This is a genomic window from Modestobacter sp. Leaf380 (assembly GCF_001424485.1).
In the GTDB taxonomy this organism is placed as follows: domain Bacteria; phylum Actinomycetota; class Actinomycetes; order Mycobacteriales; family Geodermatophilaceae; genus Klenkia.
Genome location: NZ_LMQC01000001.1, coordinates 317,707 through 339,518, shown reverse-complemented (window position 1 = coordinate 339,518; position 21,812 = coordinate 317,707). Strand labels below are relative to the sequence as shown.

Annotated in this window: 22 protein-coding genes; 12 read left to right on the top strand and 10 right to left on the bottom strand. The window is 76.5% G+C overall.

Features of this window, described 5'->3' with window-relative positions; all coding sequences use genetic code 11:
- Positions 1–23: 23 nt before the first annotated feature.
- A complete protein-coding gene (locus ASG41_RS01580) occupies positions 24–4,142 on the bottom strand; it encodes an FtsK/SpoIIIE domain-containing protein (RefSeq protein WP_056288729.1) in 4,119 nt (1,372 codons plus the stop codon).
- Between the two features lie 151 nt (positions 4,143–4,293).
- On the opposite strand from ASG41_RS01580, the gene ASG41_RS01575 reads away from it, so the two are divergent.
- The gene (locus ASG41_RS01575; protein ID WP_056288727.1) at positions 4,294–4,587 is read left to right on the top strand and encodes a WXG100 family type VII secretion target; all 294 of its coding nucleotides are present in this window, start codon (positions 4,294–4,296) and stop codon (positions 4,585–4,587) included.
- Positions 4,588–4,613: 26 nt separating this feature from the next.
- Here the strand turns inward: ASG41_RS01575 and ASG41_RS01570 are convergent, their stop codons facing one another.
- Positions 4,614–5,588: an MFS transporter permease gene (locus ASG41_RS01570; protein WP_162245523.1), complete on the bottom strand. Its 975-nt coding sequence runs from the start codon at positions 5,586–5,588 to the stop codon at positions 4,614–4,616.
- Positions 5,585–6,097, bottom strand: coding sequence for a hypothetical protein (locus ASG41_RS01565; RefSeq protein ID WP_235564342.1), 513 nt, complete (start codon positions 6,095–6,097; stop codon positions 5,585–5,587). Before ASG41_RS01565 ends, ASG41_RS01570 begins: the two co-directional genes overlap by 4 nt.
- Before the next feature lie 106 nt (positions 6,098–6,203).
- Between ASG41_RS01565 and ASG41_RS01560 the strand changes: the two genes are divergently transcribed.
- Positions 6,204–6,710 carry a MaoC family dehydratase gene (locus ASG41_RS01560; RefSeq protein ID WP_056288725.1) on the top strand — a complete coding sequence of 169 codons (507 nt, stop codon included), beginning with the start codon at positions 6,204–6,206 and terminating at the stop codon, positions 6,708–6,710.
- Positions 6,711–6,751: 41 nt separating this feature from the next.
- On the opposite strand, the gene ASG41_RS01555 is transcribed toward ASG41_RS01560, so the two are convergent.
- A complete protein-coding gene (locus ASG41_RS01555; RefSeq protein ID WP_255352955.1) occupies positions 6,752–7,144 on the bottom strand; it encodes an NUDIX hydrolase in 393 nt (130 codons plus the stop codon).
- Between the two features lie 74 nt (positions 7,145–7,218).
- Here ASG41_RS01555 and ASG41_RS01550 point away from each other — a divergent pair, with 74 nt between their 5' ends.
- The 5 genes from ASG41_RS01550 to ASG41_RS01535 all read left to right on the top strand — a co-directional run bounded on the left by ASG41_RS01550 (position 7,219) and on the right by ASG41_RS01535 (position 10,516).
- Complete coding sequence (locus ASG41_RS01550; RefSeq protein WP_056288719.1) at positions 7,219–7,839, top strand: DUF6758 family protein; 621 nt, start codon at positions 7,219–7,221, stop codon at positions 7,837–7,839.
- Positions 7,840–7,958: 119 nt separating this feature from the next.
- Positions 7,959–8,117 (top strand): hypothetical protein, encoded by a 159-nt coding sequence (locus ASG41_RS24070; protein ID WP_200938671.1) that lies wholly within the window; start codon positions 7,959–7,961, stop codon positions 8,115–8,117.
- A gap of 19 nt (positions 8,118–8,136) precedes the next feature.
- Positions 8,137–8,787 carry a PH domain-containing protein gene (locus tag ASG41_RS01545; protein WP_056288715.1) on the top strand — a complete coding sequence of 217 codons (651 nt, stop codon included), beginning with the start codon at positions 8,137–8,139 and terminating at the stop codon, positions 8,785–8,787.
- Between the two features lie 47 nt (positions 8,788–8,834).
- Complete coding sequence (locus tag ASG41_RS01540; RefSeq protein ID WP_056288711.1) at positions 8,835–9,698, top strand: PHP domain-containing protein; 864 nt, start codon at positions 8,835–8,837, stop codon at positions 9,696–9,698.
- A complete protein-coding gene (locus ASG41_RS01535; protein WP_235564335.1) occupies positions 9,695–10,516 on the top strand; it encodes a PD-(D/E)XK nuclease family protein in 822 nt (273 codons plus the stop codon). Before ASG41_RS01540 ends, ASG41_RS01535 begins: the two co-directional genes overlap by 4 nt.
- Before the next feature lie 14 nt (positions 10,517–10,530).
- On the opposite strand, the gene ASG41_RS01530 is transcribed toward ASG41_RS01535, so the two are convergent.
- From ASG41_RS01530 to ASG41_RS01515, 4 genes are read right to left on the bottom strand one after another with little or no spacing between them, the layout of a single operon-like run.
- Positions 10,531–11,394 (bottom strand): oxygenase MpaB family protein, encoded by an 864-nt coding sequence (locus ASG41_RS01530; RefSeq protein ID WP_056288708.1) that lies wholly within the window; start codon positions 11,392–11,394, stop codon positions 10,531–10,533.
- Complete coding sequence (locus ASG41_RS01525; RefSeq protein WP_056288705.1) at positions 11,391–12,302, bottom strand: alpha/beta fold hydrolase; 912 nt, start codon at positions 12,300–12,302, stop codon at positions 11,391–11,393. Before ASG41_RS01525 ends, ASG41_RS01530 begins: the two co-directional genes overlap by 4 nt.
- Before the next feature lie 34 nt (positions 12,303–12,336).
- Entirely contained in the window at positions 12,337–13,482 is a 1,146-nt protein-coding gene (locus ASG41_RS01520) for a PQQ-binding-like beta-propeller repeat protein (protein ID WP_056288701.1), read from the bottom strand.
- Positions 13,482–15,065 (bottom strand): DEAD/DEAH box helicase, encoded by a 1,584-nt coding sequence (locus ASG41_RS01515; protein ID WP_235564333.1) that lies wholly within the window; start codon positions 15,063–15,065, stop codon positions 13,482–13,484. The genes ASG41_RS01520 and ASG41_RS01515 overlap by 1 nt, the downstream gene beginning before the upstream one ends.
- A gap of 570 nt (positions 15,066–15,635) precedes the next feature.
- Here ASG41_RS01515 and ASG41_RS01510 point away from each other — a divergent pair.
- Positions 15,636–16,304 carry a ferritin-like fold-containing protein gene (locus tag ASG41_RS01510; RefSeq protein WP_235564332.1) on the top strand — a complete coding sequence of 223 codons (669 nt, stop codon included), beginning with the start codon at positions 15,636–15,638 and terminating at the stop codon, positions 16,302–16,304.
- Between the two features lie 90 nt (positions 16,305–16,394).
- Here the strand turns inward: ASG41_RS01510 and ASG41_RS01505 are convergent, their stop codons facing one another.
- Positions 16,395–16,631: a DUF3107 domain-containing protein gene (locus tag ASG41_RS01505; RefSeq protein WP_056288692.1), complete on the bottom strand. Its 237-nt coding sequence runs from the start codon at positions 16,629–16,631 to the stop codon at positions 16,395–16,397.
- A gap of 159 nt (positions 16,632–16,790) precedes the next feature.
- The gene (locus ASG41_RS01500) at positions 16,791–17,468 is read right to left on the bottom strand and encodes a TetR/AcrR family transcriptional regulator (RefSeq protein ID WP_056288688.1); all 678 of its coding nucleotides are present in this window, start codon (positions 17,466–17,468) and stop codon (positions 16,791–16,793) included.
- Between the two features lie 49 nt (positions 17,469–17,517).
- Here ASG41_RS01500 and ASG41_RS01495 point away from each other — a divergent pair, with 49 nt between their 5' ends.
- The 4 genes from ASG41_RS01495 to ASG41_RS01480 all read left to right on the top strand — a co-directional run bounded on the left by ASG41_RS01495 (position 17,518) and on the right by ASG41_RS01480 (position 21,744).
- On the top strand, positions 17,518–18,657 hold the full coding sequence (locus ASG41_RS01495) for an alpha/beta fold hydrolase (protein ID WP_235564329.1): 1,140 nt from the start codon (positions 17,518–17,520) through the stop codon (positions 18,655–18,657).
- Positions 18,658–18,718: 61 nt separating this feature from the next.
- Positions 18,719–19,846 carry a DUF3152 domain-containing protein gene (locus tag ASG41_RS01490; RefSeq protein ID WP_235564327.1) on the top strand — a complete coding sequence of 376 codons (1,128 nt, stop codon included), beginning with the start codon at positions 18,719–18,721 and terminating at the stop codon, positions 19,844–19,846.
- Positions 19,847–19,943: 97 nt separating this feature from the next.
- Positions 19,944–21,104 (top strand): adenylyltransferase/sulfurtransferase MoeZ, encoded by a 1,161-nt coding sequence (gene moeZ / locus ASG41_RS01485; RefSeq protein WP_056288684.1) that lies wholly within the window; start codon positions 19,944–19,946, stop codon positions 21,102–21,104.
- A 70-nt stretch (positions 21,105–21,174) separates the two neighbouring features.
- Positions 21,175–21,744 carry a TIGR03086 family metal-binding protein gene (locus ASG41_RS01480; RefSeq protein ID WP_056288681.1) on the top strand — a complete coding sequence of 190 codons (570 nt, stop codon included), beginning with the start codon at positions 21,175–21,177 and terminating at the stop codon, positions 21,742–21,744.
- Positions 21,745–21,812: the final 68 nt, after the last annotated feature.

Below are 21,812 nucleotides of genomic sequence, written 5' to 3'. Positions count from 1 at the left end.
GGGGCGTCGGCGGGACCCGCCTCTCACGCGGCGCGGTGCCGGCCGCCCCGGGTGCCGGCCGGGGGTGGTGCTGTCCGCACCCCGGCCCGCGGCTGGACGACCGGCACTGGCACCGGCATCGGCACCGGCTCCCGGGCGACCTGGACGCGGGTGACGGTGCCGTCGGTGGCCAGCCAGCCCGACCCCGGCCGGACGGGCAGCGGGGCCCGCGGCAGCCGCAGCGACAGCAGCTCCGCGTCGCCCCGGCCCGGGCGCAGCACGAGCGCGCTGCGGGCCCGGCGCAACGCGACCACCGGTCCGCGGAAGGCCGCCGCGACGTCGGCGGCGGTGGACGCCGCGAGGAGGAGGACCGCGCCGCCGGGACGGCAGAGCGCGGTGACCCGGTCGGCCGTCACGTCGTCCAGCAGGTGCAGGTCGTCGACGGCGAGCACGCCGACCCGTCCGCCGAGCCCCGCGGCCCAGCCGGCGAGGTCCGCGGTGGGGGCGGGGCCGCCGGCCGCGTTCCAGGTCCTGTCCGCCCGGGGCACGAGGGCGGCGACCGGCGTGCCGGAGCGGAGCAGCCGGGCCGCCAGGGCGGCCAGCGTGTTGGTCCGGCCCGACCCGGCCGGCCCGCACACCAGCAGGCCACCGCTGCGGGCCAGGTCCACCCGCACCGGTTCGCCTCCGTCGCCGCCGGGGCCGAGGTCGACGACGGGTGAGCCGCTCACCGGGCCGTCCCCGACCGGGAGGCGGGGGTCGGCGGGCAGCTCCACCACGCGGATCCGCCGCGGGTCGGCGACCTGCCCGGGGGCGCACGACAGCGGCCGGGGCAGGGAGAGCTGCACCAGGTCGGCGTCCTCGCCGGACAGGGCACGGCCCGGCGGGCGGTGCCCGGGCACGGCGCGGGCCGGCACCCCGGCGACCACGTAGTCGGCCCGGTCGGCGAAGGGCAGCACCAGGCGGCGTCCGACCGCGGCGGCCAGCCGGCCCCCGGGCAGCACCCGGTCGGCGGTCAGCACCGTGGTGAGGCCGACGGCCGCCCCGTCGCGGACCAGCCTCAGCAGCAGCCCGGTGCCGGTGCCCGGCAGCAGCTCCTCCAGGGCGGTCAGCACGCCGTCCACCCCGTCGACGAGCAGCAGCTGCAGTGCGCCGGGGGTGCCGTCCGCGCGGCGCCGGTCGACCTCCTCCTGCAGTCGGGTCAGCAGCCGGACCAGCCGGTGGCCGTCGTCGCGCCCCAGCACCGTGCCGGTGTGCGGCAGTCCGAGTGCCGCCGCGGCCACCGTCCCCCCGCCGTGGTCGACCACGTGGACGTGCAGCCGCTCCGGTGGCAGGGCGTGCACCGCCTCGCCGAGCACCGTGCGCAGCGCGGTGGTCCGCCCGCTGCCCGGGCCGCCGGGCAGCAGCCAGCTGCCGCCCTCGGCGAGGTCGAGCAGCAGCGGGTCCTGGGCCTGCTGGTCGGGCCGGTCGCGCAGCCCCCAGACGACCGGTCCCGGGCGGGCCGGTCCGGCCCGCGGGGGCACCCGGTCCGGGAGCGGGGGGAGCCAGGGGCGGGGTGGTGACCCGAGCCCGGCCGCCGCCGCCCGGGTGGTCAGCTCGGCGACGAGCGCGGCGAGGTCGGTGGGTCCACCGTCCGGGGCCGCGGGAGCCACCGGGAGCCGGGGCGGCGCCGGCCACGACCACGGGCCGACGGCGACGTCCCCGGCCGCGGTGGCCGTGGGGACGGCCACCCGGGCGACCTGGACGGGCACGGGGCTCTCCGCGCCGACCCGCAGCAGTGCCCGCCCCGGGGTGTCGACCGGCAGCCAGGCGGCGTCGGGCAGGCCCAGCACGTCCCGGGACCCGGCCTCGTCGGTGGTGCGCAGGCAGAGCCGGACCGTGCAGTTGGCCCGGATCTCCGGGCTCACCACCCCGGCGGGCCGCTGGGTCGCCAGCACCAGGTGCACGCCCAGCGACCGGCCGCGCTGGGCGATCCCGACCAGGCCGGGGACGAAGCCGGGCAGCTCGTCGGACAACGTCGCGAACTCGTCGACCACGATGACCAGCCGGGGCAGCAGCACGTCCTCGGGCAGCGCGGTCAGGTCGCGGACGCCGTGCTCGGCCAGGACCGTCTCCCGGCGGGTGAGCTCGGCGGTCAGCGACCGGAGGGCGCGGGCGGTCGAGGCGCCGTCCAGGTCGGTGAGCAGCCCGACGGTGTGCGGCAGCGCGGCCGCCTCGGCGAAGGCCGACCCGCCCTTGTAGTCGACCAGGAGCAGGCTGCACCGGTCCGGCGGGTGTGCCGCGGCCAGGCCGAGCACCAGGGTGCGGAGCAGCTCGGACTTGCCCGACCCGGTGGTGCCGGCGACCAGGGCGTGCGGGCCGGCAGCGCACAGGTCCAGCTCGACGGGTCCGCGGGGCCCGACGCCGAGGGTCGCCGTCAGGGTGGAGCGCGACCGGGACCACGGCCGTCGCGGTGCCACGTCACGCCACCGCACCCCCGTGGGCAGTCCGCCGGGCCCGGCCGGGGTGCAGAGCGGGGCGAGCTGCCGCGCGAGCTCCGCCGCCGTGCCCGTGGACGCGCCGTCCACGGTGAGCTCGCTGTCGGGCTCGCCGGGCAGCGACAGCCGCCCCGCGCTGCCGGTCTCGCCGGACAGGGCCAGCACCGGCGACCCGTCGGCGTCCAGGGCTGTGGGCTCCGACGACAGCACCACGCAGGAGGCCCCGGCGGCCCGCAGCTCCCGCACCTGCTGCACGGCGGAGGCGTCCACCGGCAGGTCGACGACGACCAGCCGGAGGGTGCCGGGCGCGCCCGGCCCGGTGCCCAGGTGGGGGAGCCACCGCGCCCACGCCCAGTCCCGGGCGGTCGACGGGGGGCAGAGCAGCTCCACCCGGACGTCACCGGGCGGGTGCAGGGCGGCCACCTGGCAGAGCAGCGCCCGGGCGGTCCGCAGCCCGGCCTCCCGGGGCCCCTGGACGCCCAGTCCGCCTCCGCGCAGGTCGAGGGCCACCGGCAGGTGCGGGTGGTGCGTCGGCTCGACCACGGCGCCCTCGAGCAGCCGGGTGACGCCGGTGGCGCCCGGGCCGCTGCCCAGTCGCACGACCAGGGCCCGCCGGTCGGCGTGCCCGCGTCCCCACAGCGGGTCGCTGCGGCGCCGGGCGGCCGTCAGCAACGCGGCCAGGTCGGGTGCGGCCTGCTCGCGGGCCGCGACCTCGGCCGCGACGGCGGCCGCCACCTGGACCTCGACGTCGACGAGGGCGAGCGCGTGGTCGGTGACCGCACGGCGGTGCCCGCGGCGTCCCGACCACCGGTCCGAGGTCCAGGTGCCCAGCGCCACCACCGGGCTGAGCAGGGCGAAGAAGAGGAACTGGGGCGCCGACAGCAGCCAGGCCATCAGCACGCCCGCCACCGCCGGCACCGCGACGGCGATCCAGGCCAGGGCCCGGCGCGGTCGCTCGGTCGGGGCAGCGGGGACCGCCACGGCCACGACGGCGGGGGCGGCGGGCACCGGACGGCGGGCCGGTCGCACCGCCAGCCGGCCCCCGGCGGCAGGGGTCACCGGCAGTGGCCGACCGCCGGGCGCGGCCAGCCGCAGGCTGCTGGCCCCCAGCCGGACCAGGGTGCCCAGGTGCCAGGGCTCCGGGTCCGCACCGAGGGGGTCCGCACCGAGGGGGGCCAGACCGAGGGGTTCCGGGCCGAGGGGGTGCCCGTCGGCGGCCCGGTGGGTGCCGTTGGAGGAGCCGGCATCGGCCACCGTCACCCCGGTGCCGGTCACCGCGACGGTGACGTGGTGCCGGGACACGTCGGGGTCGTCCAGGGCCAACGTGCGGCCCCGTCCGCGGCCCACGGTCACCCGGCCCCGGGTCAGCGGCAGCACCCGGCCGGCGTCGGGGCCCCCGGCGACGTGCAGCTCCAGGGCGCCCGTGGCCGGGGTGGTGCGCGGACCCGGACGCCCCAGCCCCAGCTCGGCGCCGTGCGCCAGGTCGGGGTCGGTCAGCGGCGTGTCGGCCCGCAGGGTGCGGGAGCCGGCCCAGAGCACCCCGCCGGGCAGCGCCGGGAGCAGGTCGCCGAGCACGGCGTGCCCCGGCGCCCGGACGACGACGTCCCGGGCGCCGTCGGAGGAGTGCAGCGTCCAGCAGCGCACGCCGCTCTCACGGTCGGCGGGCGGCTCGGTGGTGGGTGCGGACACGCGGACGAGGGTGGCCGCCGCGGGCCCTCCGTGGGGGGTCCGGACGGGATCTGTGGACGGTCACCGGCCCTGTGGACGACGGGGCCCGCCGGCCGGCCCGGGTCCCTAGCGTCGGCCCGGACCGGGAGGTGCCCGGACCAGAGGAGGAACCGTGAAGGTCGACATCGCGACCCTGCAGGCCATGTCCGCGCAGTGCCAGGGGGAGGCGGCCGACCAGTCGGCCCGGCTCGGCACGCTGTCGGCGTCCATCGACGCCGGGGTGACCGACGGGTGGACCGACAGCCAGGCCGCCCAGCAGTTCCGGGCCCTCTACGAGCAGTGGCGCGCGTCGAGCCAGAGCATCAGCGATGCACTGACCGGCATGGGCACGCTGCTGACCGACGTGGCCGGGGCCTACCAGCAGCACGAGGCGGAGATGGCGGCCCGGATCGGCGCGATGATCTGAGCGGCGGGTCGGCCGGGACGCGGGGCTCAGCCCCCGTCCCGGCCTCCCGGGACGACGTCGGGGGCAGGCGGCCGGGCACCGTCCCGGTCCGTCGACGGGGTGTCGGCCCGCCCCGGCAACCGCACCCCGCGCAGGCGCTCCCACGGCAGGATCGACAGGATCGCGATGCAGTGCGGCAGGAAGACGATCCCGACACCGGCGTAGACCATCACGTGGAAGCCGAGCAGGAAGGCCACCAGCCCGGCCCGGGCCCGGTCGCTGCGCACCAGCAGCACCAGCGGCGAGGCGAACTCGAACACCAGCATCAGCCACTGGGCGGCGGGCAGCAGCCAGGCCACGTCCAGGGTCCACAGCGACAGGTCGGTGCCCCGGCGGATGACCGCGCGGGTCAGCGTGGAACCGGTCGCCCAGTCCCAGCCGCCGAAGCGCATCTTGGCCCAGGCGGCCAGGAAGTAGGTGAGCATGACGGTGACCAGGACCGCGGCGGTGCCGAAGCCCGCGGCCTCCGACGAGCGCCGGTCCCGCCAGCGGGCGTGCCCGATGGTGGGCAGCACGGCCAGCGCGACGAGGAAGGCGATCCGGTCGTGGTCCACCTTGCCGTAGCTCATCGCGATGACCATCCACTCCGCGTACAGCGCGAAGACCGTCCAGCCCAGCAGGCGGGGTGCCCGGCCCGAGGCCGCGGCCAGCGCGGCCAGCACCAGCGCCCACTGCACGAGGAGCACCACGGTGTGCGTCGGCGTGGGCAGTGGCAGCAGCCGGCCGATGAGCAGCGGTTGGTAGAACTCCGTCGGCACGTCGGCGTGCGCGCGCACCCAGGACGTCGTCACGAAGACGTCGACGGGCACGAAGAGGTAGGCGATCACCCGGAAGACCGCGATCCGGGCCAGCGGCACGGGGCGGGTCCACCAGCGTGGGGTCAGCGGCACGGCCGCCGCGGTCTCCGGACGGTCGGGCGCCGGGCGGTCGGGTGCCGAGCGGTCGACGGTGGACCGGCTCACGGGGTCCCCTCCAGGTCGTAGGCGACCAGCACGTCGTCGGTGAACGCCCCGGTGCTGGCTCCGTCCTCCAGGACGAAGCGGCGCTGCACGACCTCGACCCGCACCAGGGCCGGGTCGGTCGGGTGCTGCTGCTCGTAGGTCTCGGCCACCAGCCCCAGCAGGGCAGGGTCGGCGACGAAGCGGGGCAGCTGACCCTCGAACTCCGCCCGGCGCAGGCCCACCTCGCCCCCGGAGAGCCGGACCTCGTCCCCGGCGGCGGTCAGCCCCACCACCCGGGTGGAGACGACGGGCGCGTCGGGCGCGGCCCGCGTGGAGTACATCCGGAAGGGGCCGAAGGGGAACTCGTCGTCGTCCCCCCACAGGCTGCCGCCCAGCAGCAGCGCCAGGACCAGGGCCGCGGCGGCGAGCCGGGCACGCCGGCCGGTGGTGGTCAGCCGGAGCACCTCGGCCGGCTCCTGGACGTCGGGCTGCCGGTCGGGCTGCAGCTCGGGGGCGGACGGTCGGGGCACCGGCCCATCGTAGGATCGCCGCCACGTCCAGGCCGGGCCCCGCGCGCAGGTGACCCGTCCGGACCGCACCAGCCACTGAGTCGACGACGACACCGGGAGCAGACACGTGCAGTTCGGGCGGTACTACGAGGAGTTCGAGGTCGGCGCTGTCTACAAGCACTGGCCGGGCAAGACGGTCACCGAGTACGACGACCACCTGTTCTGCCTGATCACGATGAACCACCACCCGCTGCACCTGGACAGCCACTTCGCGGCGGAGACCACGGAGTTCGGGAAGAACGTGGTGGTCGGCAACTACGTCTACTCGATCCTGCTGGGCATGAGCGTCCCCGACGTCAGCGGCAAGGCGATCGCCAACCTGGAGGTCGAGTCGCTGCGGCACGTGGCGCCCACGTTCCACGGGGACACCGTCTACGGCGAGACCACCGTGCTGGACAAGACGGAGTCGCGGTCCAAGGACGACCGGGGCGTCGTGTACGTCGAGACGATCGGCTACAAGCACGACGGCACCGTGGTGTGCGTGTTCCGCCGCAAGGTGATGGTGCCCAAGCGCTCCTACGGGGAGGCCCGCGGCGGCGAGCAGCCCGGCCGCCCGGAGCCGGTCCGCCGCTGAGCCGCCCCACCCCGTCCGCCACCCCGGCGGCCGGGGTGGGCTCAGCCGGGCAGCACGCCCCAGGCGCCGAGGGTGTCCACCAGCCCCGGCGTGCACGGCCGCGCGGTCAGCTCGGCCAGGGTCACGAAGGCGACGTCGGCCGCGTCGTCCCCGGCGACGGGCACCTGGGCGGGGTCGACCAGCGTGCAGGCCAGGTCGGTGATCGCGTAGACCCGGTCCGGGCCGGTGACCTCCAGCCGGCCCACCACCGCGCCGGCGACGACGTCCAGACCGGTCTCCTCGGCGACCTCGCGGACGACGGCGGCCGCGTCGTCCTCCCCGGCCTCCACCCGCCCGCCGGGCACCGACCAGCAGCCCCGGTCCGGGTCGTTCGCGCGCAGCACCACCAGCAGTCGGCCGTCAGCGTCGTGCACGACGGCTCCGACACAGGGCACCCGGGTCGTCGTCACCACCCCAGCATGCGGCCGGTGCTTGACGGCGGGCCCCCGGGCCTGGACGGTGATCCCCGATGACCATGAGCCCCGTGTGTCCCCGGTGCGGTGAGCTGCTGGTGGTCCGGCCGGGCTCGGACGAGGCCTGGTGCCACCTGCACGCCGCCGTCACCCCACTGCACCACACCGCCGTGCTGGCGCACGACGCGATCCGCGCGGTCTGCACCGACGCCCGCGTGCCCGCCTGGGTGCCCGACCCGTTGCCCACCGGCTGGGCGGTCACCGGGCTGGCGTGGGGCGGGGAGCCCGGGGCCCGCTGCACGGTCGTGGACTGCGTCGGGCCGGCGCCGCTGGGCGGCACCGCGGAGGTGCTGCTGATCGCCGAGGAGCCCGGGACCGGGCTGGGCGCCGGCTACGCCGGGCTGCCGTGGCTGGACCCCGGGGACCTGGTGGACGGGCTGTCCGCCGCGGCGGTGCAGGCCGCCGGGCAGCGGGCCCCGCTGTGGGAGGTGCCGACCTCCGAGGACCGCGCCGTGTTCGTCGGCGAGGCCTACGGCGTGTGGCTGTGGGTGGTGACCTGGCCCGCGACCGCGGCCTGGCTGCTGGCCGAGGACCTGGTGCTGCTGGACCTGCGCGAGCGGGTGCCCGCCGACCTGCCCCTGGGGCCGGTGGGGGAGCACCTGCTGCCCGGGCGTTGACACGCCGGTCCGGCGTGGCGTGCCCGTGACGCGTGCGGCCTGTGTTACTCATGTGACGCGGCTCTTCCCCGGCCGTGCGGGCGTCCTGCGCCTGCCCCCGCCCAGACCGAGGTGACCGCGTGAACCTGAAGAAGGTCCTCACCTGGCTCGTCGTCGCCTTCGTGCTGTTCTACGTGATCCAGCAGCCCGAGTCGTCGGCGGAGATCGTGCGCACTGCAGGCGTCGCCCTGGGCGACGCCGCGTCGTCGCTGGCCTCCTTCGTCGGCTCGCTCGTCTGAGCCGTCCGGCCGGTCCGTCGTGACGACCGCCCGTCCGGTCTCCCGCACCGGCAGGGACGCCGAGAAGTACCTCCTCCCCGGCGAGGAGGCGATCATCAACCAGCGCCGGCACTGGGCCGTGCTGGCCCGGCCGGCGGTCCGGGGGGTGCCGTTCCTCGCGCTGGGCCTGTGGCTGCTGGTCCTCGCCCCGGACAACCGGGTCACCAGCCTGCTGGGCCTGCTGGTGGGTCTGGGCGCCCTGGCCTACCTGGGCCTGGCGGTCGGTGAGTGGTGGGTCCGGCACTTCCTGGTCACCAAGCGCCGGGTGCTGATGACGTCGGGGGTGGTCGTGCGGACGGTGGCGGTGATGCCGCTGCGCCGGATCACCGACCTGACCTACTCGGAGTCCCTGGTCGGGCAGCTGCTGGGCTACGGCGGCTTCCGCTTCGAGTCCGCCGGTCAGGACCAGGCGCTGTCCAGCGTCAGCTACCTGCCCGACGCCAAGACCCTCTACGACCAGATCAGCGGTCTGCTGTTCCCCTCCGACGCGGCCGGGGCGCGCCGCGGCAGCGAGGAGGAGGACGGCGGCGGTCCGTTCCCGGGAGCCGCACCGGGCCCGGGTCCCGCGGACGGCCGGCACGGCACGGGGCCGATCCCGGGCTTCCGGAGCCGGTACCCGCGCACGCACTGAGCCGGTCCGGGCGGTCGGCGGGTCGGCGATGGGGCAGGCTGGCCTCGATGCGCATCGACCTGCACACGCACTCCCTGGTGTCCGACGGCACCGACACCCCGGCGGAGGTGCTGACCGCCGCCGTCGCGGCCGGGCTGGACGTCGTCGCGCTGACCGACCACGACACGACCGACGGCTGGGCCGCGGTGGCCGCCGCCCGGCCCCCGGGCCTGACCGTGGTGCCGGGCATGGAGATGTCCTGCCGCTGGTTCCCGGCCGACGAGTCGCCGATCAGCGTGCACCTGCTGGCCTACCTGTTCGACCCCCACGCCCCCGAGCTCGCCGCCGAGCGCGGTCGGCTGCGGGCCGAGCGGCTGACCCGGGGTGAGCGGATGGTCGACGCGCTGGCCGCCGACGGGCACCCGGTCAGCTGGGCCGCCGTCGTGGAGCGCAGCGGCGGCGGGGTGGTGGGGCGCCCGCACGTGGCGCGCGCCCTGGTCCAGGCCGGTGTGGTCGGTTCGGTCGACGAGGCCTTCGCCGGGCTGCTGCACCACACCAGCCCCTACTACGTGGCCAAGGCCGACACCGACGTGCTCGAGGGCATCGCCATGGTCCGGGCGGCCGGCGGGGTGCCGGTCTTCGCGCACGGCCTGGCGCGCAGCCGCGGCCGGGTCGTCGGCGACGACGCGCTGGGCGCCATGGCCGCCGCCGGGTTGCTGGGCCTGGAGGTCGACCACCCCGACCACGAGCCGGCCGACCGGGCGCACCTGCGGACGCTGGCCGCGGACCTGGACCTGCTGACCACCGGGTCCAGCGACTACCACGGCACCAACAAGCGCACCCCGATCGCGGCCTGCACCACCGACCCGGCGCAGTACGAGCGGCTGGTCGCGCTGGGCACCGGGAACCACCCGATGGCCGACGGCGCGTGAGCCAGCTGGAGCTCGAGCTGCCCGGGATGCCCGAGCCGCTCTTCGCCGCCACCCCCAGCAAGCTGGCCGCCTTCGACGCCTGCCCGCGGCGCTACCGGTTCGGCTACGTCGACCGCCCGACGCCGCCGCAGTCGCTGCCGCGGGTGAACGCGGTCGTGGGTGCCGCGGTGCACGCTGCGCTGCGGTCCTGGTGGGAGCTGCCGCAGTCCCGGCGGACCCCGGCCGCGGCGCGTCAGCTGCTGGACCGGCACTGGTCCGACGTGGGGACGGCGGGCGCAGCGGACTCCGCGGAGTGGCGGGCCCGGGCGGCCGGCTGGGTCGACGAGCACGTCGCCGGGCTGGACCCCGCGGACCCGCCGCTGGCCACCGAGCGCCAGGTGACCGTGCGGACCGCCACCCTGAGCGTCTCCGGCCGGGTGGACCGGATCGACGACCGCGGCGAGGAGCTGGTCGTCGTGGACTACAAGACCGGCCGCCGTCCCAGCACGGAGGGGGAGGCGGCGTCGTCCCCGGCGTTGGCGCTGTACGTGCTGGGGGTGCGGCGGACGCTGCGCCGGCCGTGCTCCCGGGTGGAGCTGCACCACCTGCCCACCGGCACGGTCGCCGGGTTCGACCACACCGAGGCCACGCTGGCCGAGCACGTCCGCCGGGCCGAGGCGACCGCGGCGGCGGCGACCGCGGCCACCGCCGCCGTCACCGCGGGCGGTGACACCGGTGCGGCGTTCCCCGTCGTCACCGGCCGGCAGTGCGCCGGTTGCTCGTTCCGCCGGTCCTGCCCGGAGGGTCGAGCTGCCGTGCGGGACCTGGACGCTCGTTAGGCGACCGGCTGGGGTCAGGCGACCACGGGCGTGGCGACGGCGACCCGCTCGCGGGCGGCGCGCAGCGTCGGGTTGTCCCGCACCCGGTGCGGCACCGCCAGCGTGGTGGCCCGGAACGCGCGGACGGCGGCCGTCGTCGCGGGCTCGGTGATCGCGAACGCAGGCAGCCCGTACATCGCCCGGGCCCACCGCGGCAGGGTCGCCAGGCCCAGCGAGGCGAGTCCCGCCCAGGCCGGGCGCGCCGGGGTCAGCACCTGCACCCAGCCCGGCATCGGCGGGACGACGACGAACTGCAGCGCCTTGCGGGCGGGCTCGGTCAGCGCGAGCTGCGGGCGGACCCGCTCGAAGTAGGCGTCCAGCTCGGCGACGGAGGAGGGCACCTCCCCCGGCGTGCAGCCGATGAGCTCGCCGGCGACGACCTGCTCGGCGACGTAGGCGTCGGCGTCCGCGTCGGTCAGCGGCACCCCGGCGCGCCGGGCCACCGACAGCAGTGAGTCCACCTCGCAGGCGTGCACCCACAGCAGCAGGTCCGGGTCGTCGACCCGGTAGGTGCGGCCGGTGGTGACCTCGGTGTCGGTCTTGCCGCGGTGCACCCCGCGCACCCGGCGGACGGCGCGCAGGGCCTCCCGGCGGGTGCCGAAGGTCAGCGTCGCGACGTACTCCGCGGTGCGCGTCAGCCGGGCCCACGGCTCGGTCTTGAAGCCCTCGGAGAAGGTGTCGACGCCGGCCATGGCGACCGGGTGCAGGGCCTGCAGCAGCAGGGCGCGGATGCCGCCGACGGAGAAGGCCGGGTCGGCGTGGATCCGCCAGGTGACCGAGTCCGGGCCGAAGAAGCCGGCCAGGTCCTCGGTGGCGGTGAAGTCCTTGATCGAGGTCATGCGGAGGCCTCCTGGGCGTCGCTGACGGCGGGGACGGCGGACCAGAAGCCGGTGAGCGCCCCGATCGTCGCCGCGGGTGTCTCGATGGCGGGGGAGTGCGCCGCGCCGTCCAGGACGACGTGCCGGGCACCCAGCCGGGCGGCCATGTCGGTCTGCGCGGTCGGGGTCCAGGCGTCGTCGTCGGCACCGTGGGCGACCAGCACCGGGACCCCGGTGGCGGCCAGCTCGGCGGTCCGGTCGGGCTCACCGGTCATCGCGGCGGCCATCCCGGTGAGCCCGGCCTCGGTGTTGGCCAGGAACCGGGTGGCCAGGAACTCCCGGACCGGGGCCGGCACGGCGGCGCTGCGCGGGTCGGTGAGCGACAGCTGCTCGAGGGTGTCGTGCACCAGCCGGACCCCGCCGGCCTCCAGCAGCGGGGCCAGGTGCTCGAGCAGGTCGGCGCGCGGACCGGTCAGCCCGACCGGTCCGCTGCTGAGCAGGGTGAGCGAGGCGAACAGGCCCGGCTCGGCGAGCACGGCGGCGCGGGCCACGATGCCGCCGAAGCTGTGCCCGAGCAGGTGCAGCGGGCCGTCCCCACGGAGCTGGTGGCCGACCTCGACGACGTCGGCGGCCAGCAGCTCGACGGTGTAGGCGGCGGGGTCGTCGGGGCCGGGGGACTGGTACTGCCCGCGCTGGTCCACCACCACGACCCGCCAACCGGCCCGGGCCACGGGGGCCAGCAGCGGCGCGAAGTCCTCCTTGGTGCCGGTGAACCCGGCGACCATCAGCACCGTGCCCCGGTTGCCCGGCCCGGTGTCCAGCGCGGCCAGCGGGCCGGCCGTGCCGCGCAGGGTCAGCGGCGCGGCGCCGTGCGGGGTCAGCTGGCGCAGGTCGTCGGACGCGGTGTTCTCGGAGCCGCCGGGGAGCATGGCACCCAGTGTCCCCCGATCGCGGCCGGGACGGTCAGCGGTAGCCGACGACCTCGCCCGGGGTGGCGACGACGACCGTCCCGCCCACCACGGAGGCCCGTCCGCCGCGGGGGACGTCCTCGGGTGCGGTGGAGCGGGCCAGCTCGGTGCCGGTGGCCAGGTCGCGGCTGACGAACGCGCCGTCCTCGGGCACCAGGACCGCGCCGTCGGTGGTCTTGCCGCCGTCGCCGACCGCGGGCAGCCCGGTGGCCGGGACCGACCAGCGCACGGCGCCGGTGGTCTGGTCCAGCACGTAGGCGGTGCCGCGCACCCAGACCAGGGCGGTGTCGGCCAGCCCGGCCTGCTGCAGCGGCTCGTCGTCGGCGCCGGCGGCCGCGGGCAGCGGGATCGTCTGCAGGGTGGCGCCGTCGGCCGGGGAGAGCACCTGCAGGGAGTCGCCCACGACGACGTCGACCAGGCGGTCGACGCCGACCAGCCGCGCCGAGTCGACGCCCAGGTCACGGCTCCAGGTCTGGGACCCGTCGAAGCCGTCGAACAGCAGCGCCGTCACCGGCCCGCCGTCGCAGACCTGCAGGGCGACGACACCGGTGCTGCCGACGTCGGCGCCGGTGAGCCGGCAGCCCCCGGGCACCTCGTAGCGCCAGCGGGTGTTGTTGCCGGTCGGGTCGATCGTGGCCAGGCCGGTCGGGCTGCTGGCCAGCACGATCCGCTCGGTGCTGGCCAGGGCGACGTCGGCCCGGAAGCCGACCGTGCGGTACCAGGAGCGGACGCCGGTGCCGGCGTCCAGGGCCACGACCTCGTTGCACCGCCCGCCGGTGGAGAACACCGCGACGACAGCGCCCTCGACGGCGGTCACGTCACAGAGCCGGGCGTTGCTGCGGGTGTACCGCCAGGCCTCCTCGCCGGTGGCCGGGTCCAGGACCCGCACGCCGTCGGTGAGGGCGAGCACGACCCGGCCGGACTCGACGACCCGCCGCGGGGCCGGGCCGGTCGGGTCGGCCGACCAGCCGCGGTCCAGCGCCGCGGCCGGGCTGCCCGAGGCCGGCGCCGGCTCGGCGGCGGTGGTGCTGTCGGTCACGGCGGCGTCCGACCCGCGCCACAGCAACGCCAGGACGACGACCACCACGAGGGTGGCCGCCGTCCAGACCAGCGCGCGCAGCGGCGGGCGCCGCACAGCCATCAGCTGACGGACTCGGAGCTGCCGCCCCCGCGGTTGGCCCCGCCCCGGCGTCGGCGGCGACGCGGCTTGGCCGCACCGTCCCCGGCGTCCGTGGCGGGCGCGTCGGCGGCGGGGCCGTCGGTCGCGGCGGCGGCACCGGCAGCGGCCTCGCCGTTGCCCCGGGTGCGCCGGCGCGGACGGCTCTTGGGGGGGCCGACGGTGGTGGGCTCGTCGGCGGTGGGGGCGTCGTCCCGACCGGGGCCGGAGCGCCCGCCGCGATCGCCGCGGTCGGCACGGTCGGCACGGTCGGCACGGTCACGGTCGCCACGGCCACCGTCGCGGGCGCCGTCCCGGCCACCGGTCTTCTGCCGCTTGCCGGTCTCGCCGAGGTCCTCGAGGGTCTCGGCGCCCAGTCCTTCGCGGGTGCGCTGGGCGCGCGGGAGGCGGCCGGTCGCCGTCGTCGGGACGTCGAGGTCGGTGTAGACCCACGGCGAGGTGGAGTAGGTCTCCGGCGGGTCGGTGAAGTCCAGCTCGAGGGCCTTGTTGATCAGCTGCCACCGGGGGATGTCGTCCCAGTCGACCAGCGTGACGGCGACACCCGTGCTGCCCGCGCGGCCGGTGCGGCCGATGCGGTGCACGTAGGTCTTCTCGTCCTCGGGGCACTGGTAGTTCACGACGTGGCTGACGCCGGTGACGTCGATGCCGCGGGCGGCGACGTCGGTGGCGACCAGCACGTCGACCTTGCCGGCCCGGAAGGCGCGCAGCGCCTGCTCGCGGGCGCCCTGCCCCAGGTCGCCGTGCACCGCGGCGGCGGCGAAGCCGCGCTCGACCAGGTCGTCGGCCACCTTCTGGGCGGTGCGCTTGGTGCGGCAGAACACCATGACCAGGCCGCGGTCGCGGGACTGCAGCACCCGGGACAGCAGCTCGGGCTTGTCCAGGTTGTGCGCCCGGTAGATGAACTGGGTGGTCTGCGGGACCGTCGAGCCCTCGTCGTTGCCGTGCGCCCGGATGTGCGTGGGCTGGGTCATGAACGACCGGGACAGCGTGACGATCGGGCCGGGCATGGTCGCGGAGAACAGCATCGTCTGACGCTTGTCCGGGACCATCGCCAGGATCCGCTCGATGTCGGGCAGGAAGCCCAGGTCCAGCATCTCGTCGGCCTCGTCGAGCACCAGCCCGCGGACCTTGCCCAGCACCAGGTCCCCGCGCTGGGCCAGGTCCAGCAGCCGGCCGGGCGTGCCGACGACGACCTCGACGCCGGCCTGCAGCGCGGCGACCTGCGGCTCGAACGCGCGGCCGCCGTAGATGGCCTGCACCCGGACACCGCGGCGGGTGCCGGCGGCGGCCAGGTCGCGGGAGACCTGCACGCACAGCTCACGGGTCGGGACGACGACCAGCGCCTGCGGCACCCCGTCGCCGCCCTCCGAGGGCGGGACGACCCGCTGCAGCAGCGGGACGCCGAAGCCGAGGGTCTTGCCGGTGCCCGTGCGTGCCTGGCCGATCAGGTCGTTGCCGGCCAGCGCGAGCGGCAGGGTCAGCTCCTGGATGGCGAACGTGCGGGTGATCCCGACGTCGGCCAGCGAGGCGATGATGTCGGGGTGCACGTCGAAGTCGCTGAACAGCGGCGCGTCGGGCGTGACGGGGGCACCGCCCAGCTCGTCGATCTGCGCCTCGAGCTGCTCGGGGGCCGGGGCCCCGGTCTCGGCGTGGTCGACCTCGGGGGTCGTGGCCGGGCTCTCGGCCGGGCTCTCGACGGGGGTGTTCTCGGTGGTGTTCTCGGTGGAGGTCAGTGCACTCGCCTCGGTCTGGAGGGGGACCTGCGTGCATCGGCGGCGCCGACGTCTCGCGGTCCCGGTGTGGGATCTCGGTCCAGCGCCGACGCGGCCAGCAGACCCGGGCGTCGGGGAGGACTGCCCGAGGAGACCGACCCGTGCCCCACCCCGTGAGGGGGACTCTGGTGGTCGTCGTCCAGCGGTGATCAGCGCACACGGAGAGCGAGCCGTGCGGCTCGCCGTCGCCCATGGTAGCGCGGGTTACGGTGCGCACAGGTCCCGCCGCGTCCGCGGCGGGCGAGCGGACCCGGCCCCGGGGCTGGGCGGACACGCCGCGGCACCACCACCGCCCTCGGCGAGACCGACGTCCGCACGACCACCAACACCATGGAGGGGCACCCGTTGACGACCGCCGCCGAGCCCAGCACCGTCGACCCGGCCGCCGTGGTGGACCTGCTCGGGGTGCTGGCCTACGCCGAGCTGACCGCCTTCGACCGACTCGCCGAGGACGCCCGCCTGGCCCCCACGCTGGAGGGCCGGGCAGCCCTGGCCCGGATGGCGGCCGCCGAGATCACCCACCACGAGCGGCTGTCCGCGCGGCTGCGCGAGCTGGGGGTCGCCCCGGCCGACGCGATGGCCCCGTTCGTCGCGCCGCTGGACGCCTTCCACGACTCGACCCGGGCCGGCACCTGGCTGGAGGGCCTGGTCAAGGCCTTCGTGGGCGACGGTCTGGCCACCGACTTCTACCGCGAGGTCGCGGCCTTCCTGCCCGCGGAGGACCGCGACCTGGTCCTGGAGGTGTTGGAGGACAGCGGCCACGCCGACTTCGCCGTCCGGGAGGTGCGGGCCGCGATCGTCGCCGACCGCGCCGTCGCCGGCCGGCTCGCGCTGTGGGCGCGCCGCCTGGTCGGTGAGGCGCTGACCCAGTCGCAGGCGGTCATCGCCGAGCGCGACGGGCTGGGCGAGCTGCTGATCACCGGCAGCGGGTCGCTCAACGGCGTCGCCGAGCTCATCGGCCGGATCACCGCCGGGCACACCGTCCGGATGCAGGCCCTGGGCCTCAACCCCTGATCCCCACGGACACAGGGACCCAGGGAGGACCCCACCGACGCCGACGGGGCCCGGGACCGTGTGGTCCCGGGCCCCGTCGGGGTGCTGGTGTCAGTTGCCGCCGGCGATGAACCCGACGCGGCGGGTGTCGGCCTCGGCGATCTCGACGTAGGCGATCCGGTCGACCGGCACGACGACGCGGCGGCCGCGCTCGTCGACGAGGGTCAGCAGGCCGTCCTTGGACGAGGACATCGCCGCGGAAACCTCGGCCGCGATCTCGTCAGGGGTCTTCGGGCTGTCGATGACGAGCTCGCGGGGGGAGTGCTGGACACCGATCTTGACTTCCACGCTGGAGATGCCTCCTCAGGTCTGGCTGCACGTCTGGCGGGTGGTGACGGCTGCTCACCGACGACGCTAGCCGAGCCCGCGCGGCCTGGCCCCCGACCGGGGTGCGCCCTCAGCGAACGGGATCCCCGGCGGGCTGTGGCGGTGGCTTCGGGCGGTGGCTCAGGCGGTGGGTGTCGGGTGGTCGTCGTCGCCGATGCGCGGGAACCCGGAGATGCCGCGCCAGGCCAGCGAGCTCACCAGTGCGACCGCCTCGTCGCGGGAGACGGTGCCCTTGCGCGGCAGCCACCAGCGGGCGCTGGTCTCCAGCAGGCCGGTCATGCCCGAGGCCAGCAGCTGCGCCCGCTCGGCGTCGACGCCGGTGTCGGCCTCGATCACCTCGGCGATCGCCTCGACGCAGGCCCGGGCGCCCTGGTCCACGACCCGGCGCACCTCCTCGTCGTTGCGCAGGTCGGACTCGAACACCAGCCGGAAGGCCTCGCCGTCGGCGTCGATGAAGTCGAAGTAGGCACCGACGGCGCCGTCGACGCGGGTCCGGTTGTCGTCGGTGCCGCTCATCGCCTGGCGGACCCGCTCGGTCAGCTCGCCCACCTGCTGCTCCAGCAGCGCCAGGTACAGCTCCCGCTTGCCCGGGAAGTGCTGGTACAGCACGGGCTTGCTGACCCCGGCCCGGACGGCGATGTCGTCCATCGCCGCGGCGTGGAACCCCTGCGCGACGAAGACCTCCTGGGCGGCGTGCAGCAGCTGCAGCCGACGGGCGCCCCGGGGCAGCCGGGAGGTGCGCCGGGCGGCCGCGGCGGCCTGGCTCGGGGCGGGGGAGGTCGGTCGCGTCGGCTGCATGGCCCGGCAGATGTTACCGGCGGGTTCACCGCCCCGGTGCGCTGCAGCGGTGACGGACTACCGTCGCCGGGTGCCCGACGCCCGGCGGCCCGCCGACGCCCCCGCCCGCGACGTCCTCCCCGGCCCGGGGGACGACGACCTCGGCGCCGGCACCCAGGCCGGCCCCGACACCGGGGCGCCCGGCGTGGGGGAGCCCCGTCCCGCGGTGCTGTCGACCGTGCCGCTGCCCCCGCTGAGCGAGTCCACGCCCGCCTGGCCGGGCAGCGAGGTGGAGGTCGACGGCATCCCGCTGTACCTGCGGCACACCCCGTGGACCGGACCGCTGGACGGGCCCGCCGACGACGCCCCGCGGGAGCGCGCGCTCTACGTGCACGGCCTGGGTGGCGCGGCGACCAACTGGACCGACCTCGCCGGCCTGCTGGCGGTGCGCTGCGAGGGGTTCGCCATCGACCTGCCCGGGTTCGGCCAGTCCGAGCCGCCCGCCCGGGGCGGCTGGTCCATCGCCGACCACGTGAGCGCCGTCGTCGCGACGCTGGAGTGGGTGCGCGACCGGCCCGGCCCCGGCCAGGGCGCACCGGTGCACCTGCTGGGCAACTCCCTGGGCGGCCTCGTCGGGCTGCTGGCCACCGCCCGGCGCCGGGACCTGGTGGCCACCCTGACGCTGGTGTCCCCGGCGATGCCGGTCTACCGGGTGCCCCCGGCCTTCGACCGGGCCATCGCGCTGCTGCTGCTCCCGGGCATCCCCACGCTGGCGGAGAAGCGCATCGCCCTGGGCACCCCGGAGGAGCGGGTGCGCGGGATGCTCGCCATGGTGTTCGGCGACCCGGCCCGGGTCCCGGCGACCCGGTTCGCCGAGGCGGTCCAGGAGATGCGCCAGCGGGACGGGCAGCCCTGGGCCGGGCGGGCCCTGACCCGCAGCATGCGCGGTCTGATGACCTCCTACCTGCGGGTCGGGCGGGCCAACGCCTGGCGGGCGGCCCGGTCCGTCGACGTCCCGGCGCTGGTCGTGTGGGGCGCGGAGGACAAGCTGGTCGACCCGCGGCTGGCGCCCCGGCTGGCGCTGGCGCTGCCCGACGCCCGGCTGCAGCTGCAACCGGGCATCGGCCACGTCGCCATGACCGAGGCCCCCGAGGACACCGCCCGCGCCGTCCTGGGGCTGCTCGAGGAGGCCGCCGGACGGGTCCGGTGAGACGAGTGGGACGGGACGGTCCGACACGCCGCCCGCCCGTCGGTGGTCACGGGAGGGCCCCGTGGCCCGTGAGAACCTGGCCGGTGTGACCCGCCCGGACCACGACGTCGACCCCCCGGTCGGCCGTCGACAGGACCCGGCGGCACCCCTCGCCGCCCGGCGTCCGGTGGGGGACCGTCCCCTCGTGGGACCGCGCCCGCCGCAGTCCCGGCGGTCCCGGTCCACCCGCGTCCCCGAGCCCCTGCCGCGTCCGCTGCCCGACACCGGGCTGCGGACGACGACCGGCCCGCTGGTCGCCCGCCGGGACCCGGTGGGGCGACGCCGCCGTCGGCCCGGCGCGCCGGTCGGCAGCGGAGCGCACGGCCGGTGGGCCGCCTTCGCCAGCCGGTGGGGCTGGCGGGCCTACGCCGTCCCGCTGCTGGCGGTGCTCACCGTGCTCACCGTGGTCGACGTCGCCGTCACCGGGACCGAGGGCGGCCCCGCCTCGGACACCGCCACGTCGGCCGCCGCCTCGGCCTCCGGACTGGCCGCCGCGCTGGAGCCCGGCCGGGCCCCGGCCACCCCGACGGTCGCGGCGACCCCGGAGCCGGCGCCCGCCGAGGGCGACGCGAACCCCACCGAGCTCCCCGCCACGACCGGACCGGCCAGCTACGTGGAGACCGGCGCGGGCACCGTGTCCGTCGTCGACGGTTCCTCGCAGGTCTACGGCAGCGGTCCGCTGGAGCGCTTCGTCGTCGAGGTGGAGGACGGCATCGGTGTCGACGGCGCCGGGTTCGCCGCCGCGGTCGAGGCCACCCTGGGCGACCCGCGGTCCTGGGGCAGCGGCGGGGCGATGAGCTTCCAGCGGGTCGGTGCCGCCGAGGCGGCCGCCGGGGACTACGACTTCCGGGTCAGCCTGGTCAGCCCGGGCAGCATGGAGACCTACTGCCCGGGCGTGGGCACCGGCGGGTACACCTCCTGCCGCTACGGCGAGCGGGCCGTCATCAACCTGGCCCGCTGGGAGACCGCCGTCCCCGACTACGAGGGCGACATCGCCACCTACCGGCAGTACGTGGTCAACCACGAGGTCGGCCACGCGCTGGGCAACGGGCACCAGCCCTGCCCCGGGCCCGGTCAGCTCGCCCCGGTGATGCAGCAGCAGACCCTGGGCCTGGAGGGATGCCAGAAGAACGCCTGGCCCTCCCCCTGAGTGCACCGCGCCGGGAGGGAAGAGGGGGACCTGTCAGGCTGTTGGTCAGCACAGGAACCCGGTCACCGGCCGGGATCGACCACCCCGAGGAGCGCTCGTGTCGTTGCCACCCCTGGTGGAGCCCGCCGCCGACCTGTCGATCGACGAGGTCCGCCGCTACAGCCGCCACCTGATCATCCCCGACGTCGGGATGGACGGGCAGAAGCGCCTCAAGAACGCCAAGGTCCTCGCGGTCGGCGCCGGCGGGCTGGGTTCCCCGGTCCTCATGTACCTCGCCGCGGCCGGTGTCGGCACCCTGGGCATCGTCGAGTTCGACACCGTCGACGAGTCCAACCTGCAGCGCCAGATCATCCACGGGCAGTCCGACGTCGGCCGGTCCAAGGCCGAGAGCGCGCGTGACTCGGTCAAGGAGATCAACCCGCTCATCGACGTGCGGCTGCACGAGACGCGGCTGGACTCGGAGAACGTCGCGGAGATCTTCAGCCAGTACGACCTCATCGTCGACGGCACCGACAACTTCGCCACCCGCTACCTGGTGAACGACGCGTGCGTGCTGCTGGGCAAGCCCTACGTCTGGGGCTCCATCTACCGGTTCGACGGCCAGGTGTCGGTGTTCTGGGCCGAGCACGGCCCGAACTACCGCGACCTGTACCCGGTCCCGCCGCCGCCGGGGATGGTGCCCTCGTGCGCCGAGGGCGGCGTCCTGGGCGTGCTGTGCGCGACCATCGGCGCCATCCAGGCCACCGAGGCCGTCAAGCTCATCACCGGCATCGGGGACACCCTGCTGGGCCGGCTGATGGTCTACGACGCCCTGGAGATGACCTTCCGCACCATCAAGGTCCGCAAGGACCCCGAGGCGGAGCCGATCACCGGGCTCATCGACTACGAGGCGTTCTGCGGCGTCGTGTCCGTGGAGGCCCAGGAGGCCGCCGCCGGCTCGACGATCACCGTCGACGAGCTCAAGGACATGATGGACGCCGGCAAGGACTTCGAGCTGATCGACGTCCGGGAGCCCAACGAGTACGAGATCGTCTCCATCCCCGGCGCCCGCCTGGTGCCCAAGGACGAGATCCTCTCCGGCCGGGCGCTGTCCTCGCTGCCGCAGGACAAGCCGATCGTGCTGCACTGCAAGACCGGGGTCCGCTCGGCCGAGGCGCTGGCCGCGGTCAAGGCCGCCGGCTTCTCCGACGCCGTGCACGTGCAGGGCGGCGTCACCGCGTGGGCGACCCGCATCGACAAGGCGCTGCCGACCTACTGAGCACCGCCCTCGCTCGTCGCGACGGGACCCGGCCCCCAGGGGGCCGGGTCCCGTTCGTTTCACTGGGGTCGTGGACCGCACCCAGGCCGAGCTGATCGAGCGACTGCAACGGGCCCAGGCCCAGTTCACCGACCGGGTGGACGCCGTGGAGGCCGGCGGCTGGGACGCCGTCGTGCTCCCGGGCTGGACCGTCGCCGACCTGGTCGCCCACGCCACCCGCCAGCAGTTGCTGGTGCCCGCCCTGCTCGCCGGGGCCACGGCGGCGGGGTCCGCGCTGCCGGTCGGCACCGAGGAGCTGCTCGACGGCGACCCGCTGGGGTCGTGGGAGGACGCCGCGGACCACGCGCTCACCGCCGCGGCCCAGCCCGACGCGCTGGACGCGACGCTGGCCGACGGGGGCCCGGCCACCGACCTGCTCGTCGAGCTCACCACCGACCTCACCGTCCACGCCTGGGACGTCGCCCGGGCCACCGGCGGGGACACCGAGCTGGACGGCGAGCTGGTGTCGGCTGCGCTGCTGGTGAGCGAGCTGCGCGGGGTGCCCGACGGCCCGCCCGCGCATGCCGGTGAGCCGGTCGCCGTGCCGGCCGACGCCGACCCGCAGACCCGGCTGCTGGCCCGCTGGGGCCGCCGGGGCTGACCCCCTCGGACGGGTCGGGGCGGCGCGCGAGAGAGGTTGCGTGACGCGACGGGACCGCAGGTGGGCCC